Origin of the sequence: Paenibacillus sp. FSL F4-0125, assembly GCF_038008565.1 — a bacterium.
Lineage (GTDB): Bacteria > Bacillota > Bacilli > Paenibacillales > Paenibacillaceae > Paenibacillus_AQ.
Genome location: NZ_JBBOZJ010000001.1, coordinates 5,868,879 through 5,894,475, shown reverse-complemented (window position 1 = coordinate 5,894,475; position 25,597 = coordinate 5,868,879). Strand labels below are relative to the sequence as shown.

Genomic DNA, 25,597 nt, shown 5'->3' with positions numbered 1-25,597 from the left:
AATGAAATTAGATCAAGAAATCAAAGCTCAACTAGCTCAATACCTAGAACTCTTGGAAGGCGACGTAGTACTGAAAATCAGTGCAGGATCTGACGAAGCATCGCAAGAGATGGAAGCGCTGGTTGATGAAATTGCCAAAATGTCAGCTAGGATCACGGTAGAAAAAACCGAACTGCCTAGAACCCCAAGCTTTAGCGTAAATCGTGTGGGTGAAGATACGGGCGTTACCTTTGCTGGAACTCCGCTAGGACATGAGTTTACTTCATTAGTGTTGGCTCTATTGCAAGTTAGCGGAAGAGCACCTAAGGTTGAGCAAAGTGTTATTGATCAGATCAAGAGCATTAGTGGCGAATATAAGTTTGAAACTTATGTCAGCCTAAGCTGTCATAATTGCCCTGATGTTGTACAAGCACTGAACCTAATGAGTATCTTCAATCCTGGCATTACCCATACGATGATTGACGGCGGAGTGTTCAAAGAAGAGGTAGAACGCAAAGAAATTATGTCTGTTCCAAGCGTTTACCTTAACGGTGAATTTTTCGAAAGTGGTCGTATGACGGTTGAAGAAATTCTGGCTAAAATGGGTAGTACTGTAGACGCATCAGAGTTTGACAATAAAGCTCCTTATGATGTACTTGTTGTTGGCGGTGGCCCAGCAGGTGCAAGTGCAGCAATTTACGCAGCGCGTAAAGGAATTCGCACAGGGATTGTCGCTGAACGCTTAGGCGGACAGGTTAACGACACACTTGGCATTGAGAACTTTATCAGTGTAAATTACATTGAAGGTCCTCAGCTAGTGGCTAAACTCGAAGAGCAAGTGAAAGAGTACGGTATTGATGTGATGAAGTTACAACGTGCCACACGTTTAGATAAGAATGATTTAATTGAAGTTGAACTCGAGAACGGTGCTGTTCTAAAGAGTAAGACGGTCATTCTGTCGACAGGTGCTCGTTGGCGCAATATGGGTGTGCCTGGTGAAGCTGAATTCAAGAATAAAGGCGTAGCCTACTGCCCACACTGTGATGGTCCTTTGTTTGCAGGCAAAGATGTTGCCGTTGTCGGCGGCGGTAATTCAGGGATTGAGGCAGCGATTGACCTTGCGGGTATAGTGAAGCATGTAACGGTTCTGGAATTTGCTCCAGAGCTCAAAGCAGATGCTGTACTGCAAGATCGTCTTTACAGCCTACCTAACGTTACTGTGCTTAAGAACGTGCAAACGAAAGAAATTACCGGAACGGATAAGGTAGATGGTATTTCTTATATCGATCGTGCGACAGAAGAAACTCACCATATTGAATTACAGGGTGTGTTTGTACAGATCGGTTTGGTTCCGAACACAGATTGGTTAGGTGACATGGTTGAACGTACTCGCGTTGGCGAGATCGTTGTAGATAGCCATGGTGCCACAAATGTACCAGGAGTATTTGCTGCTGGCGATTGCACTAATAGTGCTTATAAACAAATCATCATTTCGATGGGATCCGGTGCAACTGCAGCTTTAGGTGCATTTGATTATCTGATCCGCAACTAATCGATACAGTTAATAAAAGCAAGTAGCCCAAAGCCCTCACTTTTCACAAGGTGGGGGCTTTTTTGTATGCTATCCGTATGTTATGAGCGAAAAAAGGGGATTTGTAAACTTTTTTGGAGGATTTTATGAGAATTCCTCGAATACATATTTCAAATATGAATTAAGTAAAATTGAGAATTTAGCACGGTTGGAAAAACCTTTTGCTGGAATGGAGACTATATTTCTGTGATTAATAATATTGAATCTTTAGACAAATTTATCGCGATTATACCTATAATAAAATTATCTATTCCGGCTGATTTATCTATAGCCATCTGTGATTTGGAACGGTTTGTTGCTTATTTTCCTGGCGATACCATTAATTTAAACATTACCGAAGGACAGCTTTTAAACAAAGAAGAACCGCTTTACATAGCTATACGAGAGAATCAAGCATTAAAGTCCGATGTTCCGGCCAATTTTTATGGATTCGAGTTTACGGGTACAGCGACACCTCTTCACGATCAAACGGGTCAAGTCATTGGCGGGATTGCAGTTCAGATTCGTAGACAAAGTGAATTAAAGGCTATTGTAGAACAGATCTCAGAATCACTAACCCAAGCCAATGAGCAAATTGATAATATTTCATATGGCGCAAGTTCACTTGCGGAGTACACTCAGCAACTACTTATACAATCCCAGCAAGCTGGAAGAGATGTGGAGAATACTACAGAGGTCCTATCGATTATTAAAAAGGTTGCTGACCAAACGAATTTACTCGGGCTAAATGCAGCCATTGAAGCGGCGCATGCAGGTGAGAAGGGAAGAGGATTTGAAGTCGTAGCCAAGGAAATTCGAAAATTTTCACGGGAAACCGTTTCCTCGACACAAAATATAAATGAAACCATGCTACAGATTTAGGGGATTACGAACCAAATGGCTAACTCGATAGAGAAGATAGCTGCGATCGGACAAGAACAGGCGGCATCTGTTCAGCATACTTCTGCATTTATTGAGGAAATAAAAATGATGTCCCAAAAGCTTAACGAGTTTGCGAATAAATTGTAGTAAGAGAATCAGTTCTTTTTTTGTTGAAACAAAAGAATATTTTAAACGTATATTTAAATTCATGGATGGTATAGTAAGATAGTAGTGGAGTAACAAACTTAGGAGGAATAAATCATGTCAACACCGCACAATGCAGCACAAAATGGTGAAATCGCCAAAACAGTATTAATGCCAGGAGATCCGTTAAGAGCGAAGTATATCGCAGAAACCTATTTGGAGAATTGGGCCCAATTTAATACGGTACGGAATATGTTTGGATATACAGGTACTTACAAAGGTAAAGAAGTGTCAGTAATGGGTTCGGGAATGGGAATGCCAAGTATCGGTATTTATTCTTATGAACTATACAAAAACTATGGTGTGGAGAACATCATCCGCATCGGTAGTGCTGGTGCCTACACAGATAAATTGAATTTATTTGACGTAGTGCTGGCGGATAGTGCTTGGAGTGAATCTACATACGCCTATGTGCAAAGTGGTGTAGAAGGAGACGTGCAACTGCCAAGTAAAGAATTGAATGAGATCATTGAAGCAGCAGCGAAACGCATTAATAAGCCACTGTTGACTGCAAGAATTCATTCTAGCGATGTGTTCTATCATGAAGACAACGTGCCAGGTCACAATGAATTTTACAATGAACATGGTTGTGTATGTGTAGAAATGGAGAGCTATGCACTGTTCCATAATGCGAAAGTATTAGGTAAACAAGCAGCATGTATTCTTACCATTTCGGATTCATTAGTTACCCATGCAGTAACCACGGCAGAAGAAAGACAAAATTCTTTCAACAGCATGATGGAAGTTGCATTAGAAGCAGCGATTTCCCTTTAAGATTAAGAAGTGAAAGATAAACTAAAACATCTTTATACAGAAATTGTATAGAGATGTTTTTTTGCGTTTTCAAGATTTAAGAGACTATACCCCTTAGGTTAATTATTGACAAGAAGAAAAATCCAGATCATAATAACATATGAGCACTTGTTCATATGTTGTTATGATCTGGAGCTTTTGAATACCACTGCGCGCGCATACAAATACTATCTTGCTGAAGGTAAATAGGAGGTAAATCATGAAGAACAAGAAGAATAATCACAATCATCAGATTGAGCATGTAGACGGGCAACACTCTGATCACGATCACAGCGATCACAATCATTCCCATGCAGGACACGATCATTCCCATGGACCTCACGGTCATCATCATTTTGATCCTAGCGGAAACAAAAAAGGACTAATGATTGCATTAATAATTACAGTAGGAATTATGTTTTTGGAGTTTTTTGGCGGACTGGTCACTAACAGCTTAGCGCTGCTATCGGACAGTGGGCATATGCTAAACGATGCAAGCTCCTTAGCATTAAGCTTAGTAGCGGTCTGGTTTGCAACTAAACCTGCCTCTCCTAATAAAACATATGGATTTCATCGGTTTGAAATTCTAGCGGCACTATTGAATGGGGTCACCTTATTTGTAGTTGCTGGTTTTATCATCGTGGAAGCTTATGGCCGATTCTTCGAGCCGCCTACGGTTGCAAGTGGTTCTATGATGCTGATCGCATGTATAGGTCTTTTAGCCAATATTGCAAGTGCTTGGTCTCTTATGAGAAAAGGGGATGTAAAGAATAACATTAACCTTCGCAGTGCTTATCTTCATGTGCTTGGCGATGCCTTAGGCTCCGTAGGGGCTATTATCGCAGGTTTAGCCATGATGATTTTCGGTTGGTATATTGCCGACCCGATTATAAGTGTACTAGTTGCTCTGTTAATTCTTAGAGGCGCTTGGGGAATCATCAAACATACCGTTCATGTTCTTATGGAAGGTACTCCGATTACAGTGAATCCATCTGAGGTGAAGGCAGTTCTAGAAAATATCGAAGGCGTTATAAATGTTCATGATCTTCATATTTGGACGATTACCTCCGGACTTGATTCACTAAGCTGCCATCTCTTAATCAATGACCAGGAGGATGATCAACGTATTTTACAGCAAGCTATTCAGTTAATAGCGGAACGCTTCAAAATCCAGCATACTACTATTCAAATTGAGACATCGGTGATATCCCATGATGTGATGAAAGTCTAAACGGTATTTTATATTTTGAATAGAATAGGAGGGCTATAGTATAATAAAACTATATGGAAAGGAGTGATTGGTGCATGGAAGATCATACGCACGAGCACGAATCATGTAGCACGGGTGAACGAAAAAGTCATCACTCTGAAAAGACTAAAAAGAACCTGGTTAGCCGTCTCAATAGAATTGAAGGACAAGTAAGAGGGCTAAAAGGATTGATTGAAAAGGACACCTATTGTGATGATGTGCTGCATCAAATCTCTTCGGTCCAATCTGCTTTGAACGGCGTAGGAAAGCTTTTGTTAGAACATCATATGAAGAGCTGTGTCGTGGAACGAATCCAAGATGGTGAAAATGAAGTGTTAGACGAGTTATTAATTACCATCAATAAATTAATTAAATAATGGATAATAGAAAGGATTCGTTGGTGGAATCCTTTTTTTATTTAGATTCAAATATAGTATAGGGGGGTATACTAATGATGCTAGAGAATATACTGAAGGAAGGAGATCCATATGAATGTAGAGGTATTTACAACACCGACCTGTGAGGATTGCAGAAGTTTTAAAAAGTTCTTAAATGAGCATCGTATTCCATTTACTTCTTAAATGAGCATCGTATTCCATTTACTGAATTTAATATTGCAGATCATCCTGAGCATGCAGATACACTATTTAATCGAACAGGAAAAAGGCTGGTTCCTACCATTTTCATTAACAATCAGGTATTCTTCGGATTTGTGTTCAATCGTCAAGAAATTAAGAAGCAGCTTCTTGTCTAAGGCTCAGGACTTTTTATAATCATCATCCGGCAATTTCTCAGAGCATGATAAGTTAGCTCACAATTGGGTATATATAGAGTAGGGGACTATCCTAAACTACAACTTGAGAGGAGCTTTTACGATGTCACATCAAAATTATAAAGCATGTATTGAAGAGTGTTTAAAATGTATGGTTGCTTGTAATCACTGTTACTCATCTTGCTTGGAGGAAGACCATATTGCCATGATGAAGGAGTGCATTCGTCTTGATCGTGAATGTGCAGAGATATGCGGATTCACTGCGCATGCCATGTCGATGAATAGTAAATATGTTAAAGCCCTATGTTTAGCTTGTGCAGAGGCTTGTGAAGCCTGTGGAAACGAATGTAAAAGACATGACCACGAGCATTGCCAGCAATGTGCAGAAGCATGTTTTGCCTGTGCAAAAGTTTGTCGTGAAATGGCCGCTTAACCTAGTAGAGAGTGCTTCAAATCAGACGAATGTAAAGAGGGAGTGTTCTCAGAAACAGGATTTCTGTTTCTGAGAATGCTCCTTTTTAGGTATTTGCAGTAGAGCTTGTTGCTTGACATAATATAGGGTAGGGGGGTATATTAACATTAAGAAGAAGATGATACAAACCATGGAATCATCACAAAAGTGGAAGAGGTGTTTATATAATGGCTACTACTGGGGCGGGGCAATCGCAAACGTCACTTCAGATCACAGGGATGACTTGTGCAGCATGTGCAAACCGCATAGAAAAAGGCTTGAATAAACTAGAAGGTGTAAGTGAAGCCAACGTAAACTTCGCAATGGAGAGGGCTACAGTGACTTATGATCCGAACATAGTGGACGTAAGTAAGATGGAAGCAAGTATTCAGAAGCTTGGGTATAGCACGGCTAAAGAAACTGTAGATTTACAGCTTGTAGGTATGACATGTGCCGCTTGTGCGCTGAAAATTGAAAAGACTCTCAATAAGCTACCAGGCGTAAGCACGGCTAATGTGAACTTTGCGATGGAAACAGCCCATGTCGAATATAACCCCGTTGAAGTTTCTGTATCTGATATGCAGAAGCGGGTAGAGAAGCTTGGATACAAGGCTGCTCCCAAACAGGAGCAAGGTGACCCCTCAGAGCAGCGACAACAAGATTTATCCAAGCAAAAACGAAAGCTTCTGATCTCCGCAATTCTATCGTTTCCGCTACTGTGGGCGATGGTGAGCCACTTTTCGTTCACTTCGTGGATATGGCTGCCGGATCTTTTTATGAATCCATGGTTCCAATTGGTTTTGGCAACACCGGTTCAATTTTATATTGGTAAACAGTTTTACATCGGTGCCTATAAAGCGCTACGTAACGGCAGTGCGAATATGGATGTACTGGTTTCACTGGGGACCTCAGCAGCCTTTTTTTACAGCTTGTACCTAACCATAGTTTGGGCTGTTGATGGTGGGAGCGCGCATCATGGACCAGAAATGTATTATGAAACGAGTGCAGTATTGATTACTCTCGTTCTAATGGGAAAATTGTTCGAATCCTTGGCAAAAGGACGGACATCGGAAGCAATTAAATCCTTGATGGGTCTGCAAGCTAAGACGGCTTTGGTTGTCCGCGATGGTGAAGAATTAAGTATTCCTGTAGAGGAAGTTATTGCAGGTGATATAGTCCTTGTTCGTCCAGGGAATAAAGTCCCTGTGGATGGTGAAGTTCTGGAAGGGATCTCGTCGGTAGATGAGTCCATGTTGACAGGCGAAAGCCTCCCTGTTGAAAAGAAAGCCGGAGATTCCGTCATTGGAGCGACGATTAATAAGAACGGTATGCTTCGAATCAGAGCAACCAAAGTAGGTAAAGAAACTGCTCTTGCACAGATTATTAAAGTGGTTGAAGAAGCGCAGGGTTCGAAAGCTCCTATTCAACGGGTTGCTGACGTCATCTCCGGTATCTTTGTTCCTATCGTTGTTGGGATTGCCGTTATTGCATTTTTAGTGTGGTACTTCATCGTAACACCAGGTGATTTTGCAGGAGCCTTGGAAAAGGCAATCGCGATTCTGGTTATCGCTTGTCCTTGTGCTTTGGGTCTGGCTACACCAACCTCCATTATGGCTGGTTCCGGACGTGCAGCTGAACTGGGAATCCTGTTCAAAGGTGGAGAGCATTTAGAGCAAACGCATAAAATTGACACGATCATCTTAGATAAAACAGGTACAGTAACAAAGGGCAAACCTGAGCTTACCGATATTTTGGTTGAAGGAAACGAGACGGAATTTCTTAGACTGGTGGGTGCAGCTGAGAAGAATTCAGAACATCCACTTGCAGAAGCTATTGTCGCAGGCATCTTAGAAAGAAATATTGAATTGCCAGGGACAGAATCTTTTGAAGCCATACCGGGTTTTGGAATCAAGGCTGTCGTGGAAGGCAAAGAGCTGTTAATTGGTACTCGTCGGCTCATGGACAAATACGGAGTAGAGGCAAGTCATGCTTATAACATCATGTCTACTTTAGAAGAATCCGGTAAAACAGCGATGCTTGTTGCTATAAATAAAGGGTACGTGGGTATGGTAGCTGTAGCGGATACCATTAAAGAAACCTCTCAGGCTGCTGTCAGTCGCTTGAAAGGAATGGGCATCCAGGTCATTATGATTACCGGAGATAACGAACGTACGGCAAAGGCGATCGCTGCCCAAGTTGGCATTGATCATGTACGCGCTGAAGTGCTTCCAGAAGGAAAAGCGGAGGAAGTGAAAAAATTACAAGCGCAAGGGAAGATAGTAGCTATGGTCGGCGATGGTATTAACGATGCTCCAGCTCTAGCTACTGCAGATATTGGGATGGCCATCGGTACCGGTACGGACGTGGCTATGGAAGCTGCGGATGTTACTTTAATGCGTGGCGATCTATCCAGTATTCCTGATGCCATCTACATGAGCCGTAAAACGATGACTAATATTAAACAAAATCTATTCTGGGCACTTGGATACAACTCACTTGGGATTCCAATCGCAGCACTTGGTTTCTTGGCTCCATGGCTAGCGGGTGCAGCAATGGCTCTCAGTTCGGTTTCCGTTGTTCTTAATGCACTTCGTCTGCAACGTGTGAAGATCCGTAACTAAATCACTAGAGGAATGGAGACGGAGATAAGGATATGGGAGAGATAATGAAAATCGCAGTTGCGCCTCCAATTCAAGTGGGGGGAAGCCTGTTTACACCAGAGCAGCTTGCTACGATAGGAGCTATTCAAGGGATGAATGCAAAAATTGAGATGACACCTTTTAAACAGCTTTATTTGGAGGTGCCTCTGGAGCAACGAGAAGAGATTGTGGAACAACTTGAGCGTACGGGCTTGGAAGTATATCCTGCAGGTTTTGTCACAAAAAGTCTGATTGCCTGTAATTTTTGCAGAGGGGCTGAGGATGCGGGGCTGGCAGTTGCACAGAAATTAAATCAGTCTATAGCAGGGATTGAAACACCTTGGCCACTGAAGATTGGTTATGCGGGCTGTGCACTCGGAACAAGTGAACCCTTGTTGAAAGATATTAGCGTTGTGAAAATGCGTAATACTTATGAGGTTTTTGTTGGAGGAGAACCTAAGGGGCTTAAGACTTCAATCGCACAATCCTTTAGATCAGGGCTGACTGAGGATCAACTCATTCCACTGATTTTGTCATTGATTAACTACTATAAGGCCAACGCCAAAGGGAAAGAGAAATTCAGAAAGTTTATTGACAGGATGACATTAGAATCGATGCAACAAGTTGTTGCAGTATAGTAAAATTATAATTTTAAGAGGGGCTTCCTTTATAGGAGCTCCTCTTTTTAGTGTGATCTAAGAATAATGCTGCGAAATGCAAAGTTTGTAAAATTAATAAACTATTTAAGTAAATATAGTGTTAAAATTTATTAAAATAATACCTTTATTATCAAGATAAATAGATGCCATAGGGGATGGCATGGAAGATGCGATGATCATTATATAAACAGTATGAGAGGGAAGTTGACCAAATTATGATCAATCTTAGTTCAGAGCGACAACAGCAAGTTAGCTATATTGGGATTACTGAGGCTGATTTAAATGTATTGAAAAGTAAGGAAAAAGAATTCAAGCAAATCGTTAGCTCGCTTGTAGATGAATTGTATAAACAGATGATTGAGGAGCCTGAGCTACTCCACATCATTGAACAGCACAGTACACTTGATCGATTGAAGGAAACGCAACAGTGGTATTTTTTATCCATGGCATCGGGTGTGATTGATGAAGCATTTATTGAAAGACGCCTGCTTATTGGTAAAATTCACTCGCGTATTGGTCTGACAACGAATTGGTATTTGGGCACTTACATATTATATTTGGATCTCGCTACAGCTTATTTTGAACGGATATTACCGACCGAGTGGAAACCCGTCATTCATGCATTAACTAAGATGTTTAATCTGGATTCTCAGTTGGTTCTTGAAGCCTACGAAGTCGATGAAAAAGCGAAAATAGAAAATTTATTGGAAAAGCAAAACCACTTGCTTACAGGGGTTAGTTCTGCGGTTCAAGAATTAGTATCCTTAATGGTTCAACTAAAAGACAGCAGTGAATCTATAGAGGAATTAGCTAGTAAGAATGCTGATTATCAAGAGAAAACACATCAAACTGTGTTATATCTCGACAAAGAGGTAGAGTCTATTCATCAAGTGGGTACAATGATTAGAGAAGTGGCTGATCATACGCATCTTTTGGGCTTAAACGCGGCGATTGAAGCGGCAAGAGCAGGGGAGCATGGAAGAGGCTTTGAAGTTGTTGCGAATGAAGTAAGAAAGTTAGCGCGTCGCTCTAAAGATTCAGTAGGTACGATTGATGAGAAGCTGAATAATATCAACTCCACACTGTCCAAGGTGAAAAAAGAGTCGGAACACAATTCTATGTATTCCAGAGATCAGGTGAAGGGCTCTCAAGAACTGGTATCTTTCGTGAGTCTGATTGAAAAAGTGACCGTTGAGTTAGAAAAATTGAAGTGAACAAGCAAGTTGCTGATTGATTTATTAAGTCTCAATTCCTGATACAGGGAGCGATGAGTGTGTCCGTAGAACATTATGTACAAGATGCAGAAGCTTCAACTAGAAAGATCGTGGCAGGATTATTCATGTCGCTGGATGGAGTGGTAGACTCGCTTGAAGCCTCACCTAAGAAGTGGGGGAGTACTGAAATGAACGAGACGATTGCTGCAGGTGTCGCTCAGGCGGACACTGTACTGCTTGGACCACGTACTTACAGAATGCTAGCCCAGTTCTGGCAGCATCAGAGTGACGATCTGCCTATGGCAAGATTTCTGAACCGTTCTGCTAAATATCTGGTCTCAAGTACAATTACGGAGGATAAGCTCAAATGGCAACCTGCGACGTTGATTAAGGGGAAGCTCTTCGAGGAAATTACGAAGCTAAAGCAACAGCCTGGAAAGAACATTCAGATTCCTGGCAGTCCGAGATTAGTTCGATCCCTATTGATGAATGGACTGCTAGATGAGCTTAGGCTTAATATTTGTCCCGTAGTCGTTGGCTCTGGAATGCGGCTTTTTGACGAAATCACGAATCTGGTTCCTCTTCAGCTTGTGGACTCAAAAGCTTACAGCAACGGTGTGGTAGGCTTAACGTATCGCATATAATCTTTGAATTGAAACACTCCTTCAGAATATTCTGAGGAGTGTTTTTTTGGTTTAGCAATGCACTTTAGACGTCTGTTTTAGAGACACCGTTTAAGCTGGGGACGTAATCGGCAGCTTTATCGATGTTTACCATCTGAGCCGCTTCATTAAAATTATTGTTATTCTGTGCGTTGTTTTTCTTACTCGGTTGATGTTTTCCCGGTTCACCTTTGGGACTGGCATTATTTTTAGGTATGACATTCACCTCCATATTCTCCCCATAGTATGAGAAGGAAGTTTGAATTTTATGCCAGCCCTTGGTTGCTACGGATCCAGGAGCGCTAATCGACTTTTTTTGTGAAGTGCAAAAGTCTTTATATTGCGGTACACACACGTACCAACGCAATATATTTGTGGTTTTAACGGCAGTTGTTTTCGGTGATAGGTCCTGACTGTCGTTGTAGAATTGGATTATATAGGAAAAATAGGAAGCTATAAAACGAAAAAAGTGAGGTGAGAGTATTGCTCTCGGACAAGAAACAATCTCTTCTATTTATTTTTATCGTGTGGGCAATGGCGCTTGGAATGCTGCTACTCCCAGAATCAGCACAAGGTTTGTACGGATTCACTCCGTTACTGGCAGTATGTCTCATGATGTTTTTGATTGTGCGAGACGGTTATCGTGCTGAGGGATGGAGGAGATTAGGCTTCAAATTTAGAGGAGGGAAAGAATACGCATTGGCTTTAGTCATTCCTGTAATTTCACTGGGAGCAGGATATGCTGTCTATTGGACAGGATGGGCATCAAGCTTGGTGCCTCCAGATTCATGGATCAAGACTGCTATATATTTGATCGTTTATATTGTTCTGGGTTCGCTATCCGCATTGGGTGAAGAAATAGGCTGGAGAGGCTGGCTGCTCCCGCGTTTTCAATGGATGGGAAGAGTTAGTTCCAGTATCACGATGGGCTTGATCTGGGCGATATGGCATTATCCGGCGATTCTTGGCCCGCGGGCCTATCATTCTTCAGGAAACCGCTGGCTTGTGTTGACCCTGTTCACCTTATCCGTTGTATTTGCGGGAATCATTATTAATGAACTGCGTCTGACCTCTGGCAGCATATGGCCGGCAGTGCTTTTGCATGGAGCTAATAATGCGGTGGATAGTGTGTTGCGCAATATTACTGCCAGTTCATCGCCGATGCTGGAGTATGTAGCTGGAGAGAGTGGTTGGGTCCCGGTGATTTTATATGGCGCTGTGGCCATCTGGATGCTGAATCGAAACCTCAAGATAAAACGGCAGTCGATCAGTTTAGGGCAATAGCTTTGCGCGTTCGTCTATAAATGAAGGAATATCATGCATAAAAGTATATTATTCCCTGTTGAATTCATTTAAAATGGTAGAGAATACACGGATTGGATTACAAATATGTATAATTTTGTTGTTCCGGGGGATTCAAATGAGAGTGAAGCTCCGTTATGTTTACATATCAGGATCACTTTGTATTTTTGCGTTTCTTATCATTCATTTTGTGGGGATCATTCACTCCAACCTCTTACTTGAAGTCGGCTTGGCGCAGAATGAACAAGGACAATATTTTATCGCAGAGATTGATGCTTCCAGTGAAGGTTATAAACAGAATCTGCGAGAAGGAGATATCATAGTAGCGGTTAATGGAACACCGATTGAGAAAGTGGATGGACCCGTGAGATATGGAAATCTGACGCAAGTTCATTCCATTGACCTACTCCGTATTTCTAGAGAGGGTGCTCAGGTGGCAGAACATTATGATATCAAGAATAAATCCTCCGTATATCATACGTTTGCACAGCTTGTAGTTCCTGGAGCGACCTTTGTTTTTTTGGCCGTGTTGAGTCTTCTTTTATACCGTAGAAAAAGTGGAGAACGCGCAGCAGAACTACTAATTTTGTTCTTTTTATTGGTGGGCGTGACGTACTTTGCGGGATATGCCTCAAGCAGATCAGACCTCATCGCTAGAATTACTATGAGTTGCCTGTTACCTTTAATCCCGCTGGTGTTTATCCATTTTCTCCAAGTGCATCTGAAACGATTTAATGTTCTATTTCTTTCGACTTTTCTAATTAAGATTTTTTATGGGTTCGTCATTTTGTTAGGGATGCTGGCAACCTTAAGTTTAGTTATTTACTCCTGGGATAGGTCTTTATATTCCTTGATACGTCTGATTGTTATCGGTTTCTTTGTAGTTGGCATCCTATACAGCATAGTTAAGCTGCTCTATTTATACATCAATTATCGGAGCACAGCACTTAAATCGATGTTTAAAATAATGCTCACCGGACAGATCCTTTCGTTTACACCTTTTGTTCTTCTATCAGCGGTGCCGATAGTTTTTGGGGTCGATTTGATTCCTTACGAAATCACTACGATTTTCTTGTTTTTAATGCCGGTTACCTATTTTTATCTGCTCACTGCTAAACAGCTTTTTGATATTGATTTCGCTTTTAGTCGATTCAAATATGATCTTTTCATTGCTTTTATTCCGGCGCTAATGATTGTGTCAGTGCTTGCGATCATTCAGAGTAGACCGGAATATGATTGGATCAAATGGGTGCAGATGTTTTTGGTAGTATATTTATCGATTACGACCTTCTTATTCTTCAAGGAGAAAATAGATTATTATTTCCGGCCTAAGCTGTTCCGTGAACTTCACCATTATCAAGGAAGTTTGGAACGATTCTCTAAGCAAATCTCAAAGGTTATGAAGATATCTGATTTGGAAGCTGCACTCAACAAGGAGATCAATGAGATTCTGCCGGTGAATCGGTCAGCTTTTTTTGAGATAGATGAGGCTGAGAATTTGCGTACTCTTCATCCACTTGTGGACGATTCAGGCCAAGAAATCCATTTGCATTTTGTATCACAATCTCCTGTTCTTAAAGTAGGTGAGGTGATTCAACTCCAGCAAGGGATCCTACTAGTGATAGGCCGTCATAAAAAGAGTGTTCATCTCTTATGGATCGATCATAAGAAGAATCATATCAAGTTTAACAGAGAAGAGATAAATTGGTTAAGTACCATCGCAAACTATGCAAGCATCGTCTATGAAAATTTATATCTGATTGAAGGCCTAATTGAAGACCTTGAAGCTGAAATGAAAAAAGAACACCATGGGACCCCATGGGTTTTGCGCCTGATTTTTAACTTATCAGAGAATGAACGTAGAAAGTTGGCGGCGGATTTACATGATTCTGCACTTCAGGATCAGCTTATTTGGCTTCGTAGGCTGGAAACACTGATCTCCGATCACGACATTTCAACGGAAATCTTACCGGAGCTGCTTCAGATTAAAGAAGGGCTTTTGGATGTCATCTATCAGATTCGGGAGACTTGCAATGAACTGCGTCCTCCGCTTCTTAGAGAAGCTGGAATTGTGAAGGCGCTGGAGATTTTGTTTGAGTATGCTCAGTTACAGTCCAATTATACTATTACCTTTACTTCAAGTCCGATAGGCGAGCTGGATGACGAACTAGTGATCACCATTTATCGAATTGTACAGGAGCTTTTACGGAATGCCGCGAAGCACGCTAAGGCAAATCAGATTGAGCTTGAGCTTGATCAGAAAGAGTATCTCTATTTCCGTTACAAGGATGATGGAGTAGGCATGAATATCGTGGATATTAAGGAATCCTTTCAGCATATGGGCTTGTCTGGTATCAAAGAGCGTGTAGCGAGTTTAGAAGGAAAATGCACGTTTAACTCTGAGAAGGGTAAGGGGCTAGAGGTCATTATTTATTTACCGACAACGACTTTCGCGGAAGAAAAGAACAGAGGAGGCGATGGCGATGATACGTATCTTGTTGGTTGATGATCATCCTTCAGTCGGAGAAGGAACCAGGAATATGATTGAGCAGGATGCTGATATGGAGGTAACCTTTGTTTTGTCAGCGATGGAAGCTTTCGATAGGCTAGAGCAGCAAGAATTTGATGTGATTTTATGCGATCTTAATATGCCTACAATTAGCGGACTTGAATTCACTAAAAGGGCTGTTCAGCGTGATCCCGAATCTAAAGTGGTGATTTACACCGGATATGAAATCAGTGCCCATTATAACCTGTTGATAGAGTCGGGGGTTACGGGATTTATCTCTAAAACAGCTTCCAGAGAGCAGTTGTTAAATACCATTCGGTGCGCATTAAGAAATGAGGCTGTTATTCCAGTTTCCTTACTTAAGCAGCTAAGAAGAAATGATATTAAGATAACTAACAATCGTGGTACTCAACTCATTGAAGAGGTATCTATTAATCAAAAGGAACAAGAAATACTCCAAGAAGTAGCCAGTGGAAAAAGCAATAAAGACATAGCCAGCAAGCTCTTAATGTCACAAAGGACTGTGGAGTATAACTTGACGAGAATCTTCGAGAAGCTGAGTGTACATTCCAGATCCGAAGCAATCGTGGAGGGAAAGCGTCTGGGACTTGTTAGATCAGAGCAATTTTAATATCTTGCTGTGTGGTTATCATATCGCTGAGCAATTATCAGAATGATGAAGACGGCAAGGGTCCCCAAAAGAAGAGGCATATCTCCTTCAAATTCGCCACCTAGAATCATCATTGCAATAAACTGAACAACGGCAACGATTAAGCCTATCCATACAAACCGAAACTTGTCTTGCTTGATGGCAATATACATCTGAATGATTCCTAAGTTTAATAGAAGATAAATTCCAACGGCTATAAGTATCCATAGCCATTTAGCTTCTTCTGTTCCAGCAAAGGTGGACCAAATCGCCAGTGGAAAGGCATAACAATTAATTCCTATAAGAGCAATTATCCATACGACCCAATACATAGTTTTGTTAGTCTTATTCATGGTGTTAAGCACCTCACTTTGATTTCTTGTTTGTCATTACCTGTAATGAATGCTTCTGAACCATTCAGGGATGTGGATTTATAATTCCAAAGATATGAAGGAGAGATTCCAATGATCGATATGAACAGAATTTATCTTATCTCAGATATTCCTGGTTACTCACCGCAAATTAGTCGTCTTTTATCTATGATGAATTATGCAAGACACACAACATTAGCGGCTGTTAAGGACTTAAGTGTTGATCAGCTAGACTATTTATTGGATTCGGAGAGTAACTCTATTGGCGCATTATTATTACACTACGCTGCCGTGGAATATGCGTATCAAGTGTCAACGTTTGAGGGAAGAGATTTGTCCGAAGAAGAGCTAACAATCTGGGGACCGGCACTGAACTTAGGGGATGAAGGTCGAACGGTTATTAAAGGAAATGAGCTTAGTTATTATTTAGACCGTTTAAATGAAGTAAGAGAAAGAACTTACGAATTATTTTCAACCGTGGATGATGACTGGTTAGATGTTGAAGAAGAGTTCTGGTATAACAAACCAGCGAATCGCTATTTCATGTGGTTTCATGTATTCGAAGATGAAATCAATCACAGAGGTCAAATCAGATTAATACGAAAAAGAGCGCTAGCTTAAAGGAAAGAGGAACATAAATGAAGTTCATAGAGGAAAGTATAATGCCCTTATTTAAAAAGTATCCGCTGCTCTCGAAAGTTATAGTAACGGTACTAATTATAGATATTGTTTATTATGCAGGAAAAGAAATTGGCCATTTAGCTTATAATTTGACTCACTAAGTTCTTAATAATCCTTACAAGACAACCTCAGTTATTGAAGGTTGTCTTTTTTTGTGGAAATCATGAAAGTTTTCAGTTCATTTTCAGTTCACATAAATTTGTTAGGATTGGAAACATCAAAGGAAGAGAAAACGTGCGTGATCTAAGAGAGGAAGAAATCAAAATGAACATATTAGAGGTTAAGAATGTTAAGAAATCGTATACTTTGTATGGTAAGGAAAAAGTTCCAGTACTCCATGATGTCAACTTAAGCTTTGAGACAGGTGAATTTGTCTCCATCCTCGGTGAGTCTGGTTGTGGTAAGTCCACACTGATGAATATCATCGGTGGAATGGACTCTGATTATGAGGGCGATGTTCTTGTTCGCGGAAAGAACCTGAGCAAGATGACCGAAAAGGAAATGGATGATTACCGGAAGAATAATATCGGCTTCGTATTTCAAAACTTCAATCTGATCCCCCATTTATCAGTGTTGGAGAATGTTACGGTTGCGATGCAGATGACGAATACGAGTGAGAAGGAACGGAATAAGCGTGCTATAGAGATTTTGACTGAGGTAGGATTAAAGGATCATCTGAAAAAACGTCCGAATCAACTGTCCGGTGGACAGAAGCAACGGGTATCCATTGCACGTGCATTGTCGAATAATCCAGACATTATTTTGGCCGATGAACCTACGGGTGCGCTGGATAAAGATACAGGTGATCAAATATTAGTCTTGTTGGACAGCATTGCGAAAAGAGGGATTTTGGTCATTACTGTGACCCACTCACAAAAAGTAGCTGATTACGGTAGCCGTATCGTTAAGCTTGAAGAGGGATTGGTGAAAGACGATATTCATTTGAAGGAACGTTCCATGGCTACCTACGATGGGGGTGATGGTTCAGCCCGAAACCTCAGCTTAATGGCTTCTTTCAAAATGGCCCTTCAAAATATGAAGCTCAACGCCAAACGTAATGTATTGGTAGCATTGGGCGGTTCGATAGGTATTTTAAGTGTACTTTTGATGCTTTCCTTAGGGAATGGGATCACGAGCTATATTAATAACGAAATTAATTCAAGTATGGACCCTTTACTGGTGGATATCACTAAGCCGAATCCAGAAGCCAAGGACATGAAAGGTCCAGAAGCGATGATGTTACCAGGCGTTTCGTTTACAAAGGCCGATGTTGAAACGATTCGGAACCTTCCAAATGTAGATCATGTGGAGACCATTACAACCATTACAGGCAAATCTACTACGGTTTTTGGTGATCAAACGGGTAGTCTCACACAATTAACCACCTTAAACGATACGTTTGATAAAGCGACGATTAAAGCAGGGGCTTTACCAAAAGAAAATGAAATGTTATTACCAACGAAAATAGCGAGTCAATTAAGCGGAAATGACCAACCAAATACTATGGTAGGGAAGTCTATTCATCTGTATATTACTGAAATGGATGCTCAACATAAACCGATAACGTTGGAAAAAGAAATTACTGTCTCTGGTGTTTATGAAGCCACTGATCCAAGAGCGCAAATGTCACCGACAGGGTATATTCCAACACAGACACTGGAGCAAATGTATGCCGATAAAGGGATTGCCATTGGGCCGATTCAGGTTAATGCTTTTGCAACGGATATGAAATATGTGAATGATATTAATAAAGCGGCTGTTGATGCGGGCTTCTCGGGCTCCCAAACAGCAAAAATCATGGAGCGTATTACGACTTATGTGGATATGGCTACGATCGTTTTGTCTGGTATTGCAGGGATTTCACTCATCGTATCAGGGATTATGATTTTGGTTGTGCTTTATATTAGTGTAGTCGAACGGACTAAAGAAATTGGAATTCTTCGTGCAATTGGGGCAAGAAAGAAAGATATCAAGCGAATATTCTTTTCCGAATCTGCATTATTGGGAATATTTAGTGGTATTATTGCGGTAGTCTTTGCAGCAGTCATTAGCTATGGATTAAATATTTTCTTGGAAAATGCTTTCGGAGTCAAGCTTATTAATCTCTCTGGATCTTATATCGTATTCGGATTAGTTGTAAGTACAGGGATTAGTATTATTGCTGGTTTGATGCCTTCATCGAAGGCGGCCAAGCTCGATCCAATGGAATCTCTAAGATACGAATAAATACAACTTTGGAAAGGAACATTGATGTATGAGCACAATTCTAGTGGTTGATGATGATTCCCATATCCGAAAATTAATCCGATTATATCTTGAAAAAAATCAGTTTTCCGTAGTGGAAGCGGAAGATGGTCGAATGGCATTAGATATTCTGGCTCATACGAAAATTGATTTAGCAATTGTGGATGTGATGATGCCGCATATCGATGGTATTGAACTGACAGAAGATATTCGATCTTATATCGATATGCCAATCCTTATGGTTACAGCCAAAGGAGAGTCTAAGGATAAAGTCAGGGGATTTAATGCCGGGTCAGACGATTATTTAGTAAAACCGTTTGATCCCATAGAATTGGTTCTCCGTGTGAAATCATTATTGAAGAGATATCATGTGACCCCTTCGAATGTTATTCAATTAGGGGGAGCAACGATTGATCTAGGGAATTTAACAGTCACTAATGCCGATCAAACGGTTGAATTAAAAAAGAAGGAATGTGAATTGTTATTTGCTTTGGCGGGTTCGCCAAAGCAAATTTTCACACGGACTCAGCTAATAGAAAATGTCTGGGGAATGGATTATGAGGGCGATGAGAGGACGGTTGATGTGCATATCAAACGCTTGAGAGAACGTCTTGAACCCATTCCGCAGCTAATTATTTCTACGGTAAGAGGACTTGGATATCGTTTGGAGCTAGCCTAGATGCTGAGAAAAAGCCTTCGTCTTCGAATCGTTGCTACTTTTATTGGTATTGTTTTAGTAAGTTTAATTATTTCCTTTGTTCTTTTTACGCAGTTTTCAGAAAAAAATAATACCCCAAACCATATGTTCATTAATATTGCTAAAGATATAGCTAAGGTGATAACTTTAATCGATGATCCGGAAAAAGTAGATGCGTTTGCAGACCTGCTTAATCGATTTGGTATAGATATAGCGATCGTTAATGAGCCAAGCAACGCTGTATTTTCGTTAAACAAGGAACAAATCGCAACCCTGTTCAAACCAAACACAAGCGATGCCGTTTTTCTATCGGGCAAGAGTGGACTTGCTATCGTAGGGATTCCTAAGATAGATGATGCGAAAGGCGCTTTCATCATCAAGCTTGATTTTTCATCGATTGTAAAAGGGTTGAGAATTACGCTCTTGTCTACACTTTTAGCTGTACTAATCATTGGAAGCTTGCTTATCTTGTTCATGTCCAGGTATATAGTGAAGCCTATCAACAAGCTGACAGATGCAGCTAAGGAAATGGCGTCAGGCAATTTATCTGTCAGATTAACTTATCGTAATAAAGATGAGTTAGGTGAATTGATGGAAAGCTTTAATCGTATGGCAAGTGAGCTGCAGAAAATGGACTCTGTTCGTGATGATTTTGTCAGCAATGTTTCCCATGAAATGCAGTCACCCCTTACATCGATTAGAGGCTTTACAAGAGCGCTGCAAGACGGTGTCATTCCACTGGAAGAGCAAAAGGAGCATCTGGATATTATTTATGAGGAAACATTACGCCTTTCTAGGCTTAGTGATAATCTGCTCCGGTTAGCGTCACTCGATACGGAACATCATCCGGTGAATCCCACCACCTTCCAATTAGACGAACAATTAAGAAGAACGATTGTATTTGCGGAACCACAGTGGGAGCAGAAGGATATTACGATTGAATTGGATTTATTGCCTTGCGAGATTACGGTGGATAAAGATTTATTTGATCAGGTCTGGCAGAATTTGATAAATAATGCTATTAAATATACGGAACCAGAGGGTACCATTCATGTGGAAATCGAGGTATCTGAGCCGTTTGTGAAGGTATATATTAAAGATTCAGGACGAGGGATTCCAGAGGAAGCACTTCCGCTCATCTTTGATCGATTCTATATGGTGGAAAAAGCGCGGAGCAGTGCCCTTAAAGGGAATGGACTAGGACTTTCCATTGTAATGAAAATTCTAAAAATACATGATTGTAAAATTGATGTAGAGAGCAAAGTAGGAGAAGGTACTCAGTTTATTGTAACCATCCCAAGAACCTAAATCACATGCTAAATAAGTCCATAGAAATAGATAAGGCTGATAGCTCTCGCAAGAGAGCTGTCGGTCTTTTTTTCATAAATATGATCTGACAAATTTACATGTAATATCAAGTCATATGAATAGTTAACGGACTGAATCAAAATATAAACTCTGAGAACAATTAAGAGAAGCGAGTACATAAAATTCTTGCTTCTTCCTATCTAGATCATTATAATATAAGCATTCGCTTATATAAGCATTGGAGGGAGGGGAAGAAGAAATGGATTCACTTACGAATATTGCTGATGACTTGAAGCTACTAGGAGATAAGACACGTCTCGCTATGCTTTCTCTTCTGAAGGAACGGGAATGGTGCGTGTGTGAATTTGTTGATATTTTTGATATATCCCAGCCGGCGATTAGTCAGCATTTACGAAAACTGAAGAGTAGAGGGATCGTAAGGGAAAGCAAACGAGGACAGTGGGTACATTATTCGTTAAATGTGGAGGATAAACCGCATCTTAGAGCTGTTCTTCAAGAGATGCCTAGTTCTGAATCAATATTGACTGCTCTGAATAAAGAACTTAAGGCAACGTGCTGCGATTCAAACTAGTTGTGGATTTTTTTAGACTACATATAACTATATAGTTATATGGTGATATGTATTCGTAGATTATAGGGGTGTTGAGAAAGATGTGGTTGTACAGTTCAGGGGGGATGGCACAGTGGCCATTCTAGCCATACTTATATTTATAGTAACTTTAATCTTTGTGATCTGGCAGCCTCGAAATTTATCGATTGGATGGTCAGCCTGCGGCGGGGCTATCATCGCTTTATTAGTAGGTGTCGTCAGCTTTAATGATGCGCTCGAAGTAACACAGATGGTGTGGAATGCTACTTTGGCGTTTGTCGCAATTATCTTAATTTCATTAATTCTAGACAGTATCGGATTTTTCGAATGGGCTGCGTTACATATGGCGCGGGCGGCACAGGGGAACGGAACACGAATGTTTGTGTATGTTATCGTTCTTGGTGCATTGGTTTCTGCTTTTTTTGCGAACGATGGAGCGGCCCTTATTCTTACGCCTATTGTGCTTGCGATGGTAAGGGCGCTGAGTTTTGATGAGAAAAAAGTATTTCCGTTCATTATCGCCAGTGGTTTTATAGCGGATACCACCTCATTGCCGCTTGTGGTTAGCAATCTTGTGAATATCGTATCGGCCGACTTTTTTGGGATTACCTTTATGGAGTATGCAGGGAGGATGATCGTACCTACGTTATTCTCTTTGATGGCGAGTATCGTGGTGCTCTATATTTTTTTTCGCAAAAGTATTCCGAAGCAATTTAATGACTCTCAGCTAAAAGAACCGCAAGAGGCTATCAAGGATAAGAAATTGTTCCGACTGTCTTGGATGGTACTGGCTATTCTTCTAATAGGATATTTCGTCAGTGGATTTTTGAATATTCCAGTATCAGTGATTGCGGGAATTATTGCAATTCTGTTCCTGCTCCTCGCGAGAAGAAGCCCTTACGTCAAGGTGAAAGAAGTGATTACAGGAGCTCCTTGGGCAATTGTGTTCTTCTCTATCGGAATGTATGTCGTGGTATATGGACTTCGGAATGCGGGTCTAACAGATTTACTTGCTAAAGCGATTGGCGTGATTGCTGATCAGGGTCTGTTCGCTGCAACCATGGGTATGGGCTTCATTGCCGCATTGATCTCATCGATGATGAACAATTTGCCTACTGTAATGATTGACGCACTCGCAATTGATGCAACGCATACAACCGGAATCATTAAAGAGGCTTTAATATATGCGAATGTTATAGGTTCAGATTTAGGGCCTAAAATCACTCCAATTGGTTCATTAGCCACGCTGCTGTGGCTGCATGTACTGTCGGCTAAAGGTGTGAAGATATCCTGGGGAACGTACTTTAAGACAGGAATTATATTAACCATCCCGACGTTGTTTATTACGCTTCTCGGTCTTTATTTGTGGTTATTGGTTACCTAATTTGAAAAGGGGAAGATCATGATGAACAAAAAAACCATTTATTTTTTATGCACAGGAAACTCTTGTCGGAGTCAGATGGCCGAAGGCTGGGCTAAGCGATATTTAGGGAAGGAATGGAACGTGTATAGCGCTGGAATTGAAGCCCATGGTCTAAACCCAAAAGCTGTACAAGCCATGAGCGAAGTAGGAATTGATATCACCGGACAGACCTCGGATATGATTGATTCTAATCTGCTGAATAACGCTGATCTAGTCATTACCTTATGCGGGGATGCTGCGGATAAATGTCCAACGACACCTCCGAAGGTGATGCGGGAACACTGGGGCTTCGATGATCCGGCAAAAGCGCAAGGCACCGATGAAGAGAAGTGGGCAGTGTTCCAGCGTGTGCGTGACCAGATAGAGGAAAGAATCAAACAATTTGCGGAGTCTGGCGAATAGTTATTAGATGAAGCATCCTTTTTAAGAAAATACAAGAAAGTATAAGTTTCACCCGATACCTTATCCTTATATTTCTCGCAAAAACGCTTACCGCCCTTTGGGGACACCGGAGGCGTTTTTGCTTGGCTTAGGGTATTTCACTACGGGCCATTTCACCTTCCTTAAGGCGTCTATAACCTCTGGTCCAACGTTTAGGTTACTTTGAACCAATTCATGAGGAGTGAGTGCCATCCATTGGTTTAAAGAAACGTCAGCAAAGCGGTCACTCTTAAACATTTCAAGAAACCATAAGGAATCTTCGCCTGTATTTTGAATATAATGTCCGAAAGCAAAAGGAACATACCCTACATCGCCTGCTCTGTAATTAAACGTTCGTGCTACACCGTTTCCGGCAAATACAGTCATTCTTCCTTTTCCGGTAAGATAATATTGCCATTCATCGTTATTTGGATGCCAGTGCAGCTCTCTCATCCCTCCGGGTTCAATTTCTACCAATGCGGCAGCTACGGTTTTGGAGATGGGAAAGTTACTGGAATCGACAATTCTGACGCTCCCGCCGGGAGTCTTCAGCGGAGGTTGAGCCAATAAGGAATGTTTAAAGGTTTGTGGGATCTCTCCGTATGGAGATTCTACCTTTTGGCTTTGCAATGAACCCGGAACCTGATCCTGATAAATATAGACCTGTTCGGTGGGAATAGAGTCAAATGCAGCGGCAGGCACCCCAAAGTTAGCCGAAAGCACTTCTTTCGGAGTATGGGCAAACCAATCGGAAATGGACAAGGTGTTTAGATCAGAGAAACTTCCATCGTCGAATACAAGCAGAAACTCACAGCCTTCTTCAAGACCCTGTAATGAGTGGGGAATACCCGGAGGGAAATACCAAAGATCGCCTGGTCCCACATCGGCGATGAAGTTTCGACCATTCTGATCCACGGCAGTAATTCGAGCTCGACCTAGCAGCATATAGGACCATTCTGCTTGTTGGTGCCAATGGAGTTCGCGTACTCCTCCGGGGGTAAGGCTCATGTTTACGCCGGCTAGTGTAGTGGCGATGGGGAGGTCCCTGACCGTCACCTCTCTCGACCAGCCGCCATGGTTAAGCTGCATATGCGCATCGGAGAAAGAGAATTTTAAATTGGGGACAAGACCGGCATCGGTCACGGGAGGGACAAACATATCCGGATTCTCCAAATCCCGCATAATATCACGCGGTCCTTTATCTAATCCCCCTGCGCCATCGCTTCGAATGGGCTGGGGGATATTTGTCTTTCTTGGTGAATCCTGTCCAGCATCGGTCATCCATCGCACTCCTTTCTTGATTCTAAATAACTCAATGGAAATATATGCAGAATCCTGTCTTTTATGATGAATAACAAAAGTGGAACAAGTTGACATGCGCCAAGGGATCATTGATTATTACTTATATAGATTGAGGATCTAAACGGAGCAGAGAGGGAGAGGGGTTTAAGATGAATCATGTTAAGGAGTCCTTACAACGACTAGGAAAAATAAGAGCTTATATCATCGGTCTGTTAGTGATCATGTTCGCCGCAGGTTCAGCGGTTACACCTACATCGGTGTCGGCGGCTGTCCAGTTAGGGACTCAGGTAATGCCACTGTCATACGGGGGGTATTACGTCCTTTTTCCGGGTAAACTCGCTCCTTATTTTAAATCAGGTAAATTAATGGTGCCGATTCGGGCTTTTTCGAGTGCGATTGGTGCAGATTTGCTCTATGACGCCTTAACGAATAGTGTTACGGTTTCACTACTGGATCGATCGATTGGAAAGATTAAAGCAGGGCAGCTAGAGGCAGAATTTAATGGGGAGACAAAAGATTCATTAGAAATCGCCCCAGAGATCAAGGATGGAATCCTGTTTGTTCCAGCATCCCCTATTCTAGAGGGGTTAAAGACATTTCGCTGGGAAACTCAGTTCAATAACGTGAATAAATTAACCCTTGGAATTGGCGCTAGAAAAGGCGAGGAATGGGCGAAGCCTGAGGCGGATCGAGCGCTTACCCCTTACCCAGTGGAAACGACAGCACATCCATATCCGTTATATCCGTGCACACTAACACAGACTCAATCCGGGAAAGAATACAAACTAACCTTAGGTGTGCAAAATACCTCCGGATTCGTCATCCCTAAAGGGAATGCGGAACTGGAACTGGTGAGTGTGGACAGCAAAGGGAATTCTTATTACCAAACGTTAAAAGGACCTGATTCGTTAACCTCTAAGGCGGGATTATTGTCATTTTCCGTTTCCATTCCTGCAGAGGCTGAATACGTCATTTTCAGATCACGCACATTGAGAGCGGAATAAGTAT

General features: G+C 41.4%; 27 protein-coding genes. 24 read left to right on the top strand and 3 right to left on the bottom strand.

Annotation, left to right across the window (positions count from 1 at the left end):
* Position 1 precedes the first annotated feature (1 nt).
* From ahpF to NST74_RS26145, 13 genes are all read left to right on the top strand, one after another.
* The gene (ahpF, locus tag NST74_RS26195) at positions 2-1,531 is read left to right on the top strand and encodes an alkyl hydroperoxide reductase subunit F (protein ID WP_283909160.1); all 1,530 of its coding nucleotides are present in this window, start codon (positions 2-4) and stop codon (positions 1,529-1,531) included.
* Between the two features lie 225 nt (positions 1,532-1,756).
* Positions 1,757-2,431, top strand: coding sequence for a methyl-accepting chemotaxis protein (locus NST74_RS26190; RefSeq protein ID WP_341115263.1), 675 nt, complete (start codon positions 1,757-1,759; stop codon positions 2,429-2,431).
* A gap of 15 nt (positions 2,432-2,446) precedes the next feature.
* Entirely contained in the window at positions 2,447-2,578 is a 132-nt protein-coding gene (locus NST74_RS26185; RefSeq protein WP_341115261.1) for a hypothetical protein, read from the top strand.
* A gap of 114 nt (positions 2,579-2,692) precedes the next feature.
* Complete coding sequence (deoD, locus tag NST74_RS26180; RefSeq protein ID WP_341115259.1) at positions 2,693-3,409, top strand: purine-nucleoside phosphorylase; 717 nt, start codon at positions 2,693-2,695, stop codon at positions 3,407-3,409.
* Positions 3,410-3,647: 238 nt separating this feature from the next.
* Complete coding sequence (locus NST74_RS26175; protein ID WP_341115257.1) at positions 3,648-4,658, top strand: cation diffusion facilitator family transporter; 1,011 nt, start codon at positions 3,648-3,650, stop codon at positions 4,656-4,658.
* 74 nt (positions 4,659-4,732) lie between these two features.
* Positions 4,733-5,053 (top strand): metal-sensitive transcriptional regulator, encoded by a 321-nt coding sequence (locus NST74_RS26170; protein ID WP_042131123.1) that lies wholly within the window; start codon positions 4,733-4,735, stop codon positions 5,051-5,053.
* 111 nt (positions 5,054-5,164) lie between these two features.
* Positions 5,165-5,257 (top strand): glutaredoxin family protein, encoded by a 93-nt coding sequence (locus NST74_RS30055; RefSeq protein WP_445668161.1) that lies wholly within the window; start codon positions 5,165-5,167, stop codon positions 5,255-5,257.
* Entirely contained in the window at positions 5,245-5,430 is a 186-nt protein-coding gene (locus NST74_RS30050) for a glutaredoxin family protein (protein ID WP_445668218.1), read from the top strand. Before NST74_RS30055 ends, NST74_RS30050 begins: the two co-directional genes overlap by 13 nt.
* Positions 5,431-5,551: 121 nt before the next feature.
* On the top strand, positions 5,552-5,881 hold the full coding sequence (locus NST74_RS26165) for a four-helix bundle copper-binding protein (RefSeq protein ID WP_341115255.1): 330 nt from the start codon (positions 5,552-5,554) through the stop codon (positions 5,879-5,881).
* Between the two features lie 206 nt (positions 5,882-6,087).
* On the top strand, positions 6,088-8,520 hold the full coding sequence (locus tag NST74_RS26160; RefSeq protein ID WP_341115253.1) for a heavy metal translocating P-type ATPase: 2,433 nt from the start codon (positions 6,088-6,090) through the stop codon (positions 8,518-8,520).
* A 32-nt stretch (positions 8,521-8,552) separates the two neighbouring features.
* A complete protein-coding gene (locus NST74_RS26155) occupies positions 8,553-9,176 on the top strand; it encodes a nitrite reductase (RefSeq protein WP_341115250.1) in 624 nt (207 codons plus the stop codon).
* Positions 9,177-9,412: 236 nt separating this feature from the next.
* The gene (locus tag NST74_RS26150) at positions 9,413-10,411 is read left to right on the top strand and encodes a globin-coupled sensor protein (RefSeq protein WP_042131118.1); all 999 of its coding nucleotides are present in this window, start codon (positions 9,413-9,415) and stop codon (positions 10,409-10,411) included.
* A 59-nt stretch (positions 10,412-10,470) separates the two neighbouring features.
* Entirely contained in the window at positions 10,471-11,055 is a 585-nt protein-coding gene (locus NST74_RS26145) for a dihydrofolate reductase family protein (RefSeq protein ID WP_197069716.1), read from the top strand.
* A gap of 64 nt (positions 11,056-11,119) precedes the next feature.
* On the opposite strand, the gene NST74_RS26140 is transcribed toward NST74_RS26145, so the two are convergent.
* Complete coding sequence (locus tag NST74_RS26140) at positions 11,120-11,299, bottom strand: hypothetical protein (protein ID WP_076120322.1); 180 nt, start codon at positions 11,297-11,299, stop codon at positions 11,120-11,122.
* 248 nt (positions 11,300-11,547) lie between these two features.
* Here NST74_RS26140 and NST74_RS26135 point away from each other — a divergent pair, with 248 nt between their 5' ends.
* From NST74_RS26135 to NST74_RS26125, 3 genes are all read left to right on the top strand, one after another.
* Positions 11,548-12,357 carry a CPBP family intramembrane glutamic endopeptidase gene (locus NST74_RS26135; RefSeq protein ID WP_341115244.1) on the top strand — a complete coding sequence of 270 codons (810 nt, stop codon included), beginning with the start codon at positions 11,548-11,550 and terminating at the stop codon, positions 12,355-12,357.
* Between the two features lie 136 nt (positions 12,358-12,493).
* Entirely contained in the window at positions 12,494-14,881 is a 2,388-nt protein-coding gene (locus tag NST74_RS26130; RefSeq protein WP_341115242.1) for an ATP-binding protein, read from the top strand.
* On the top strand, positions 14,859-15,515 hold the full coding sequence (locus NST74_RS26125; RefSeq protein ID WP_042131113.1) for a response regulator transcription factor: 657 nt from the start codon (positions 14,859-14,861) through the stop codon (positions 15,513-15,515). Before NST74_RS26130 ends, NST74_RS26125 begins: the two co-directional genes overlap by 23 nt.
* Here NST74_RS26125 and NST74_RS26120 read toward each other — a convergent pair.
* Positions 15,512-15,886, bottom strand: coding sequence for a hypothetical protein (locus NST74_RS26120; protein ID WP_042131112.1), 375 nt, complete (start codon positions 15,884-15,886; stop codon positions 15,512-15,514). The two genes, NST74_RS26125 and NST74_RS26120, sit on opposite strands and share 4 nt — an antisense overlap.
* A gap of 111 nt (positions 15,887-15,997) precedes the next feature.
* Here NST74_RS26120 and NST74_RS26115 point away from each other — a divergent pair, with 111 nt between their 5' ends.
* The 7 genes from NST74_RS26115 (at position 15,998) to arsC (ending at position 23,269) form a co-directional block, all read left to right on the top strand.
* Positions 15,998-16,525, top strand: a complete 528-nt coding sequence (locus NST74_RS26115) for a DinB family protein (RefSeq protein WP_445668160.1) — start codon at positions 15,998-16,000, stop codon at positions 16,523-16,525.
* A gap of 294 nt (positions 16,526-16,819) precedes the next feature.
* Positions 16,820-18,811, top strand: coding sequence for an ABC transporter ATP-binding protein/permease (locus NST74_RS26110; RefSeq protein ID WP_341115238.1), 1,992 nt, complete (start codon positions 16,820-16,822; stop codon positions 18,809-18,811).
* A gap of 28 nt (positions 18,812-18,839) precedes the next feature.
* Positions 18,840-19,508, top strand: coding sequence for a response regulator transcription factor (locus NST74_RS26105; protein WP_042131111.1), 669 nt, complete (start codon positions 18,840-18,842; stop codon positions 19,506-19,508).
* Positions 19,509-20,834 carry a sensor histidine kinase gene (locus NST74_RS26100; protein WP_341115233.1) on the top strand — a complete coding sequence of 442 codons (1,326 nt, stop codon included), beginning with the start codon at positions 19,509-19,511 and terminating at the stop codon, positions 20,832-20,834.
* A gap of 259 nt (positions 20,835-21,093) precedes the next feature.
* On the top strand, positions 21,094-21,426 hold the full coding sequence (locus NST74_RS26095) for an ArsR/SmtB family transcription factor (RefSeq protein ID WP_341115231.1): 333 nt from the start codon (positions 21,094-21,096) through the stop codon (positions 21,424-21,426).
* Between the two features lie 112 nt (positions 21,427-21,538).
* On the top strand, positions 21,539-22,828 hold the full coding sequence (locus tag NST74_RS26090; RefSeq protein ID WP_341115228.1) for an arsenic transporter: 1,290 nt from the start codon (positions 21,539-21,541) through the stop codon (positions 22,826-22,828).
* 21 nt (positions 22,829-22,849) lie between these two features.
* Positions 22,850-23,269 (top strand): arsenate reductase (thioredoxin), encoded by a 420-nt coding sequence (arsC, locus tag NST74_RS26085; RefSeq protein ID WP_341115981.1) that lies wholly within the window; start codon positions 22,850-22,852, stop codon positions 23,267-23,269.
* Positions 23,270-23,356: 87 nt separating this feature from the next.
* Here arsC and NST74_RS26080 read toward each other — a convergent pair whose 3' ends face one another.
* Positions 23,357-24,568 carry an oxalate decarboxylase family bicupin gene (locus NST74_RS26080; RefSeq protein ID WP_341115225.1) on the bottom strand — a complete coding sequence of 404 codons (1,212 nt, stop codon included), beginning with the start codon at positions 24,566-24,568 and terminating at the stop codon, positions 23,357-23,359.
* Between the two features lie 170 nt (positions 24,569-24,738).
* On the opposite strand from NST74_RS26080, the gene NST74_RS26075 reads away from it, so the two are divergent.
* Complete coding sequence (locus NST74_RS26075; RefSeq protein ID WP_341115224.1) at positions 24,739-25,593, top strand: copper amine oxidase N-terminal domain-containing protein; 855 nt, start codon at positions 24,739-24,741, stop codon at positions 25,591-25,593.
* The last annotated feature ends 4 nt before the right edge of the window (positions 25,594-25,597 follow it).

Bases quoted from the DNA above. Each gene is read 5' to 3' on its own strand.
- ahpF (WP_283909160.1), top strand. From the start codon at position 2: ATGAAATTAGATCAAGAAATCAAAGCTCAACTAGCTCAATACCTAGAA.
- NST74_RS26185 (WP_341115261.1), top strand. From the start codon at position 2,447: ATGGCTAACTCGATAGAGAAGATAGCTGCGATCGGACAAGAACAGGCG.
- deoD (WP_341115259.1), top strand. From the start codon at position 2,693: ATGTCAACACCGCACAATGCAGCACAAAATGGTGAAATCGCCAAAACA.
- NST74_RS26175 (WP_341115257.1), top strand. From the start codon at position 3,648: ATGAAGAACAAGAAGAATAATCACAATCATCAGATTGAGCATGTAGAC.
- NST74_RS26170 (WP_042131123.1), top strand. From the start codon at position 4,733: ATGGAAGATCATACGCACGAGCACGAATCATGTAGCACGGGTGAACGA.
- NST74_RS30055 (WP_445668161.1), top strand. From the start codon at position 5,165: ATGAATGTAGAGGTATTTACAACACCGACCTGTGAGGATTGCAGAAGT.
- NST74_RS26165 (WP_341115255.1), top strand. From the start codon at position 5,552: ATGTCACATCAAAATTATAAAGCATGTATTGAAGAGTGTTTAAAATGT.
- NST74_RS26160 (WP_341115253.1), top strand. From the start codon at position 6,088: ATGGCTACTACTGGGGCGGGGCAATCGCAAACGTCACTTCAGATCACA.
- NST74_RS26155 (WP_341115250.1), top strand. From the start codon at position 8,553: ATGGGAGAGATAATGAAAATCGCAGTTGCGCCTCCAATTCAAGTGGGG.
- NST74_RS26150 (WP_042131118.1), top strand. From the start codon at position 9,413: ATGATCAATCTTAGTTCAGAGCGACAACAGCAAGTTAGCTATATTGGG.
- NST74_RS26130 (WP_341115242.1), top strand. From the start codon at position 12,494: ATGAGAGTGAAGCTCCGTTATGTTTACATATCAGGATCACTTTGTATT.
- NST74_RS26125 (WP_042131113.1), top strand. From the start codon at position 14,859: ATGATACGTATCTTGTTGGTTGATGATCATCCTTCAGTCGGAGAAGGA.
- NST74_RS26120 (WP_042131112.1), bottom strand. From the start codon at position 15,886: ATGAATAAGACTAACAAAACTATGTATTGGGTCGTATGGATAATTGCT.
- NST74_RS26115 (WP_445668160.1), top strand. From the start codon at position 15,998: ATGATCGATATGAACAGAATTTATCTTATCTCAGATATTCCTGGTTAC.
- NST74_RS26105 (WP_042131111.1), top strand. From the start codon at position 18,840: ATGAGCACAATTCTAGTGGTTGATGATGATTCCCATATCCGAAAATTA.
- NST74_RS26100 (WP_341115233.1), top strand. From the start codon at position 19,509: ATGCTGAGAAAAAGCCTTCGTCTTCGAATCGTTGCTACTTTTATTGGT.
- NST74_RS26095 (WP_341115231.1), top strand. From the start codon at position 21,094: ATGGATTCACTTACGAATATTGCTGATGACTTGAAGCTACTAGGAGAT.
- arsC (WP_341115981.1), top strand. From the start codon at position 22,850: ATGAACAAAAAAACCATTTATTTTTTATGCACAGGAAACTCTTGTCGG.
- NST74_RS26080 (WP_341115225.1), bottom strand. From the start codon at position 24,568: ATGACCGATGCTGGACAGGATTCACCAAGAAAGACAAATATCCCCCAG.
- NST74_RS26075 (WP_341115224.1), top strand. From the start codon at position 24,739: ATGAATCATGTTAAGGAGTCCTTACAACGACTAGGAAAAATAAGAGCT.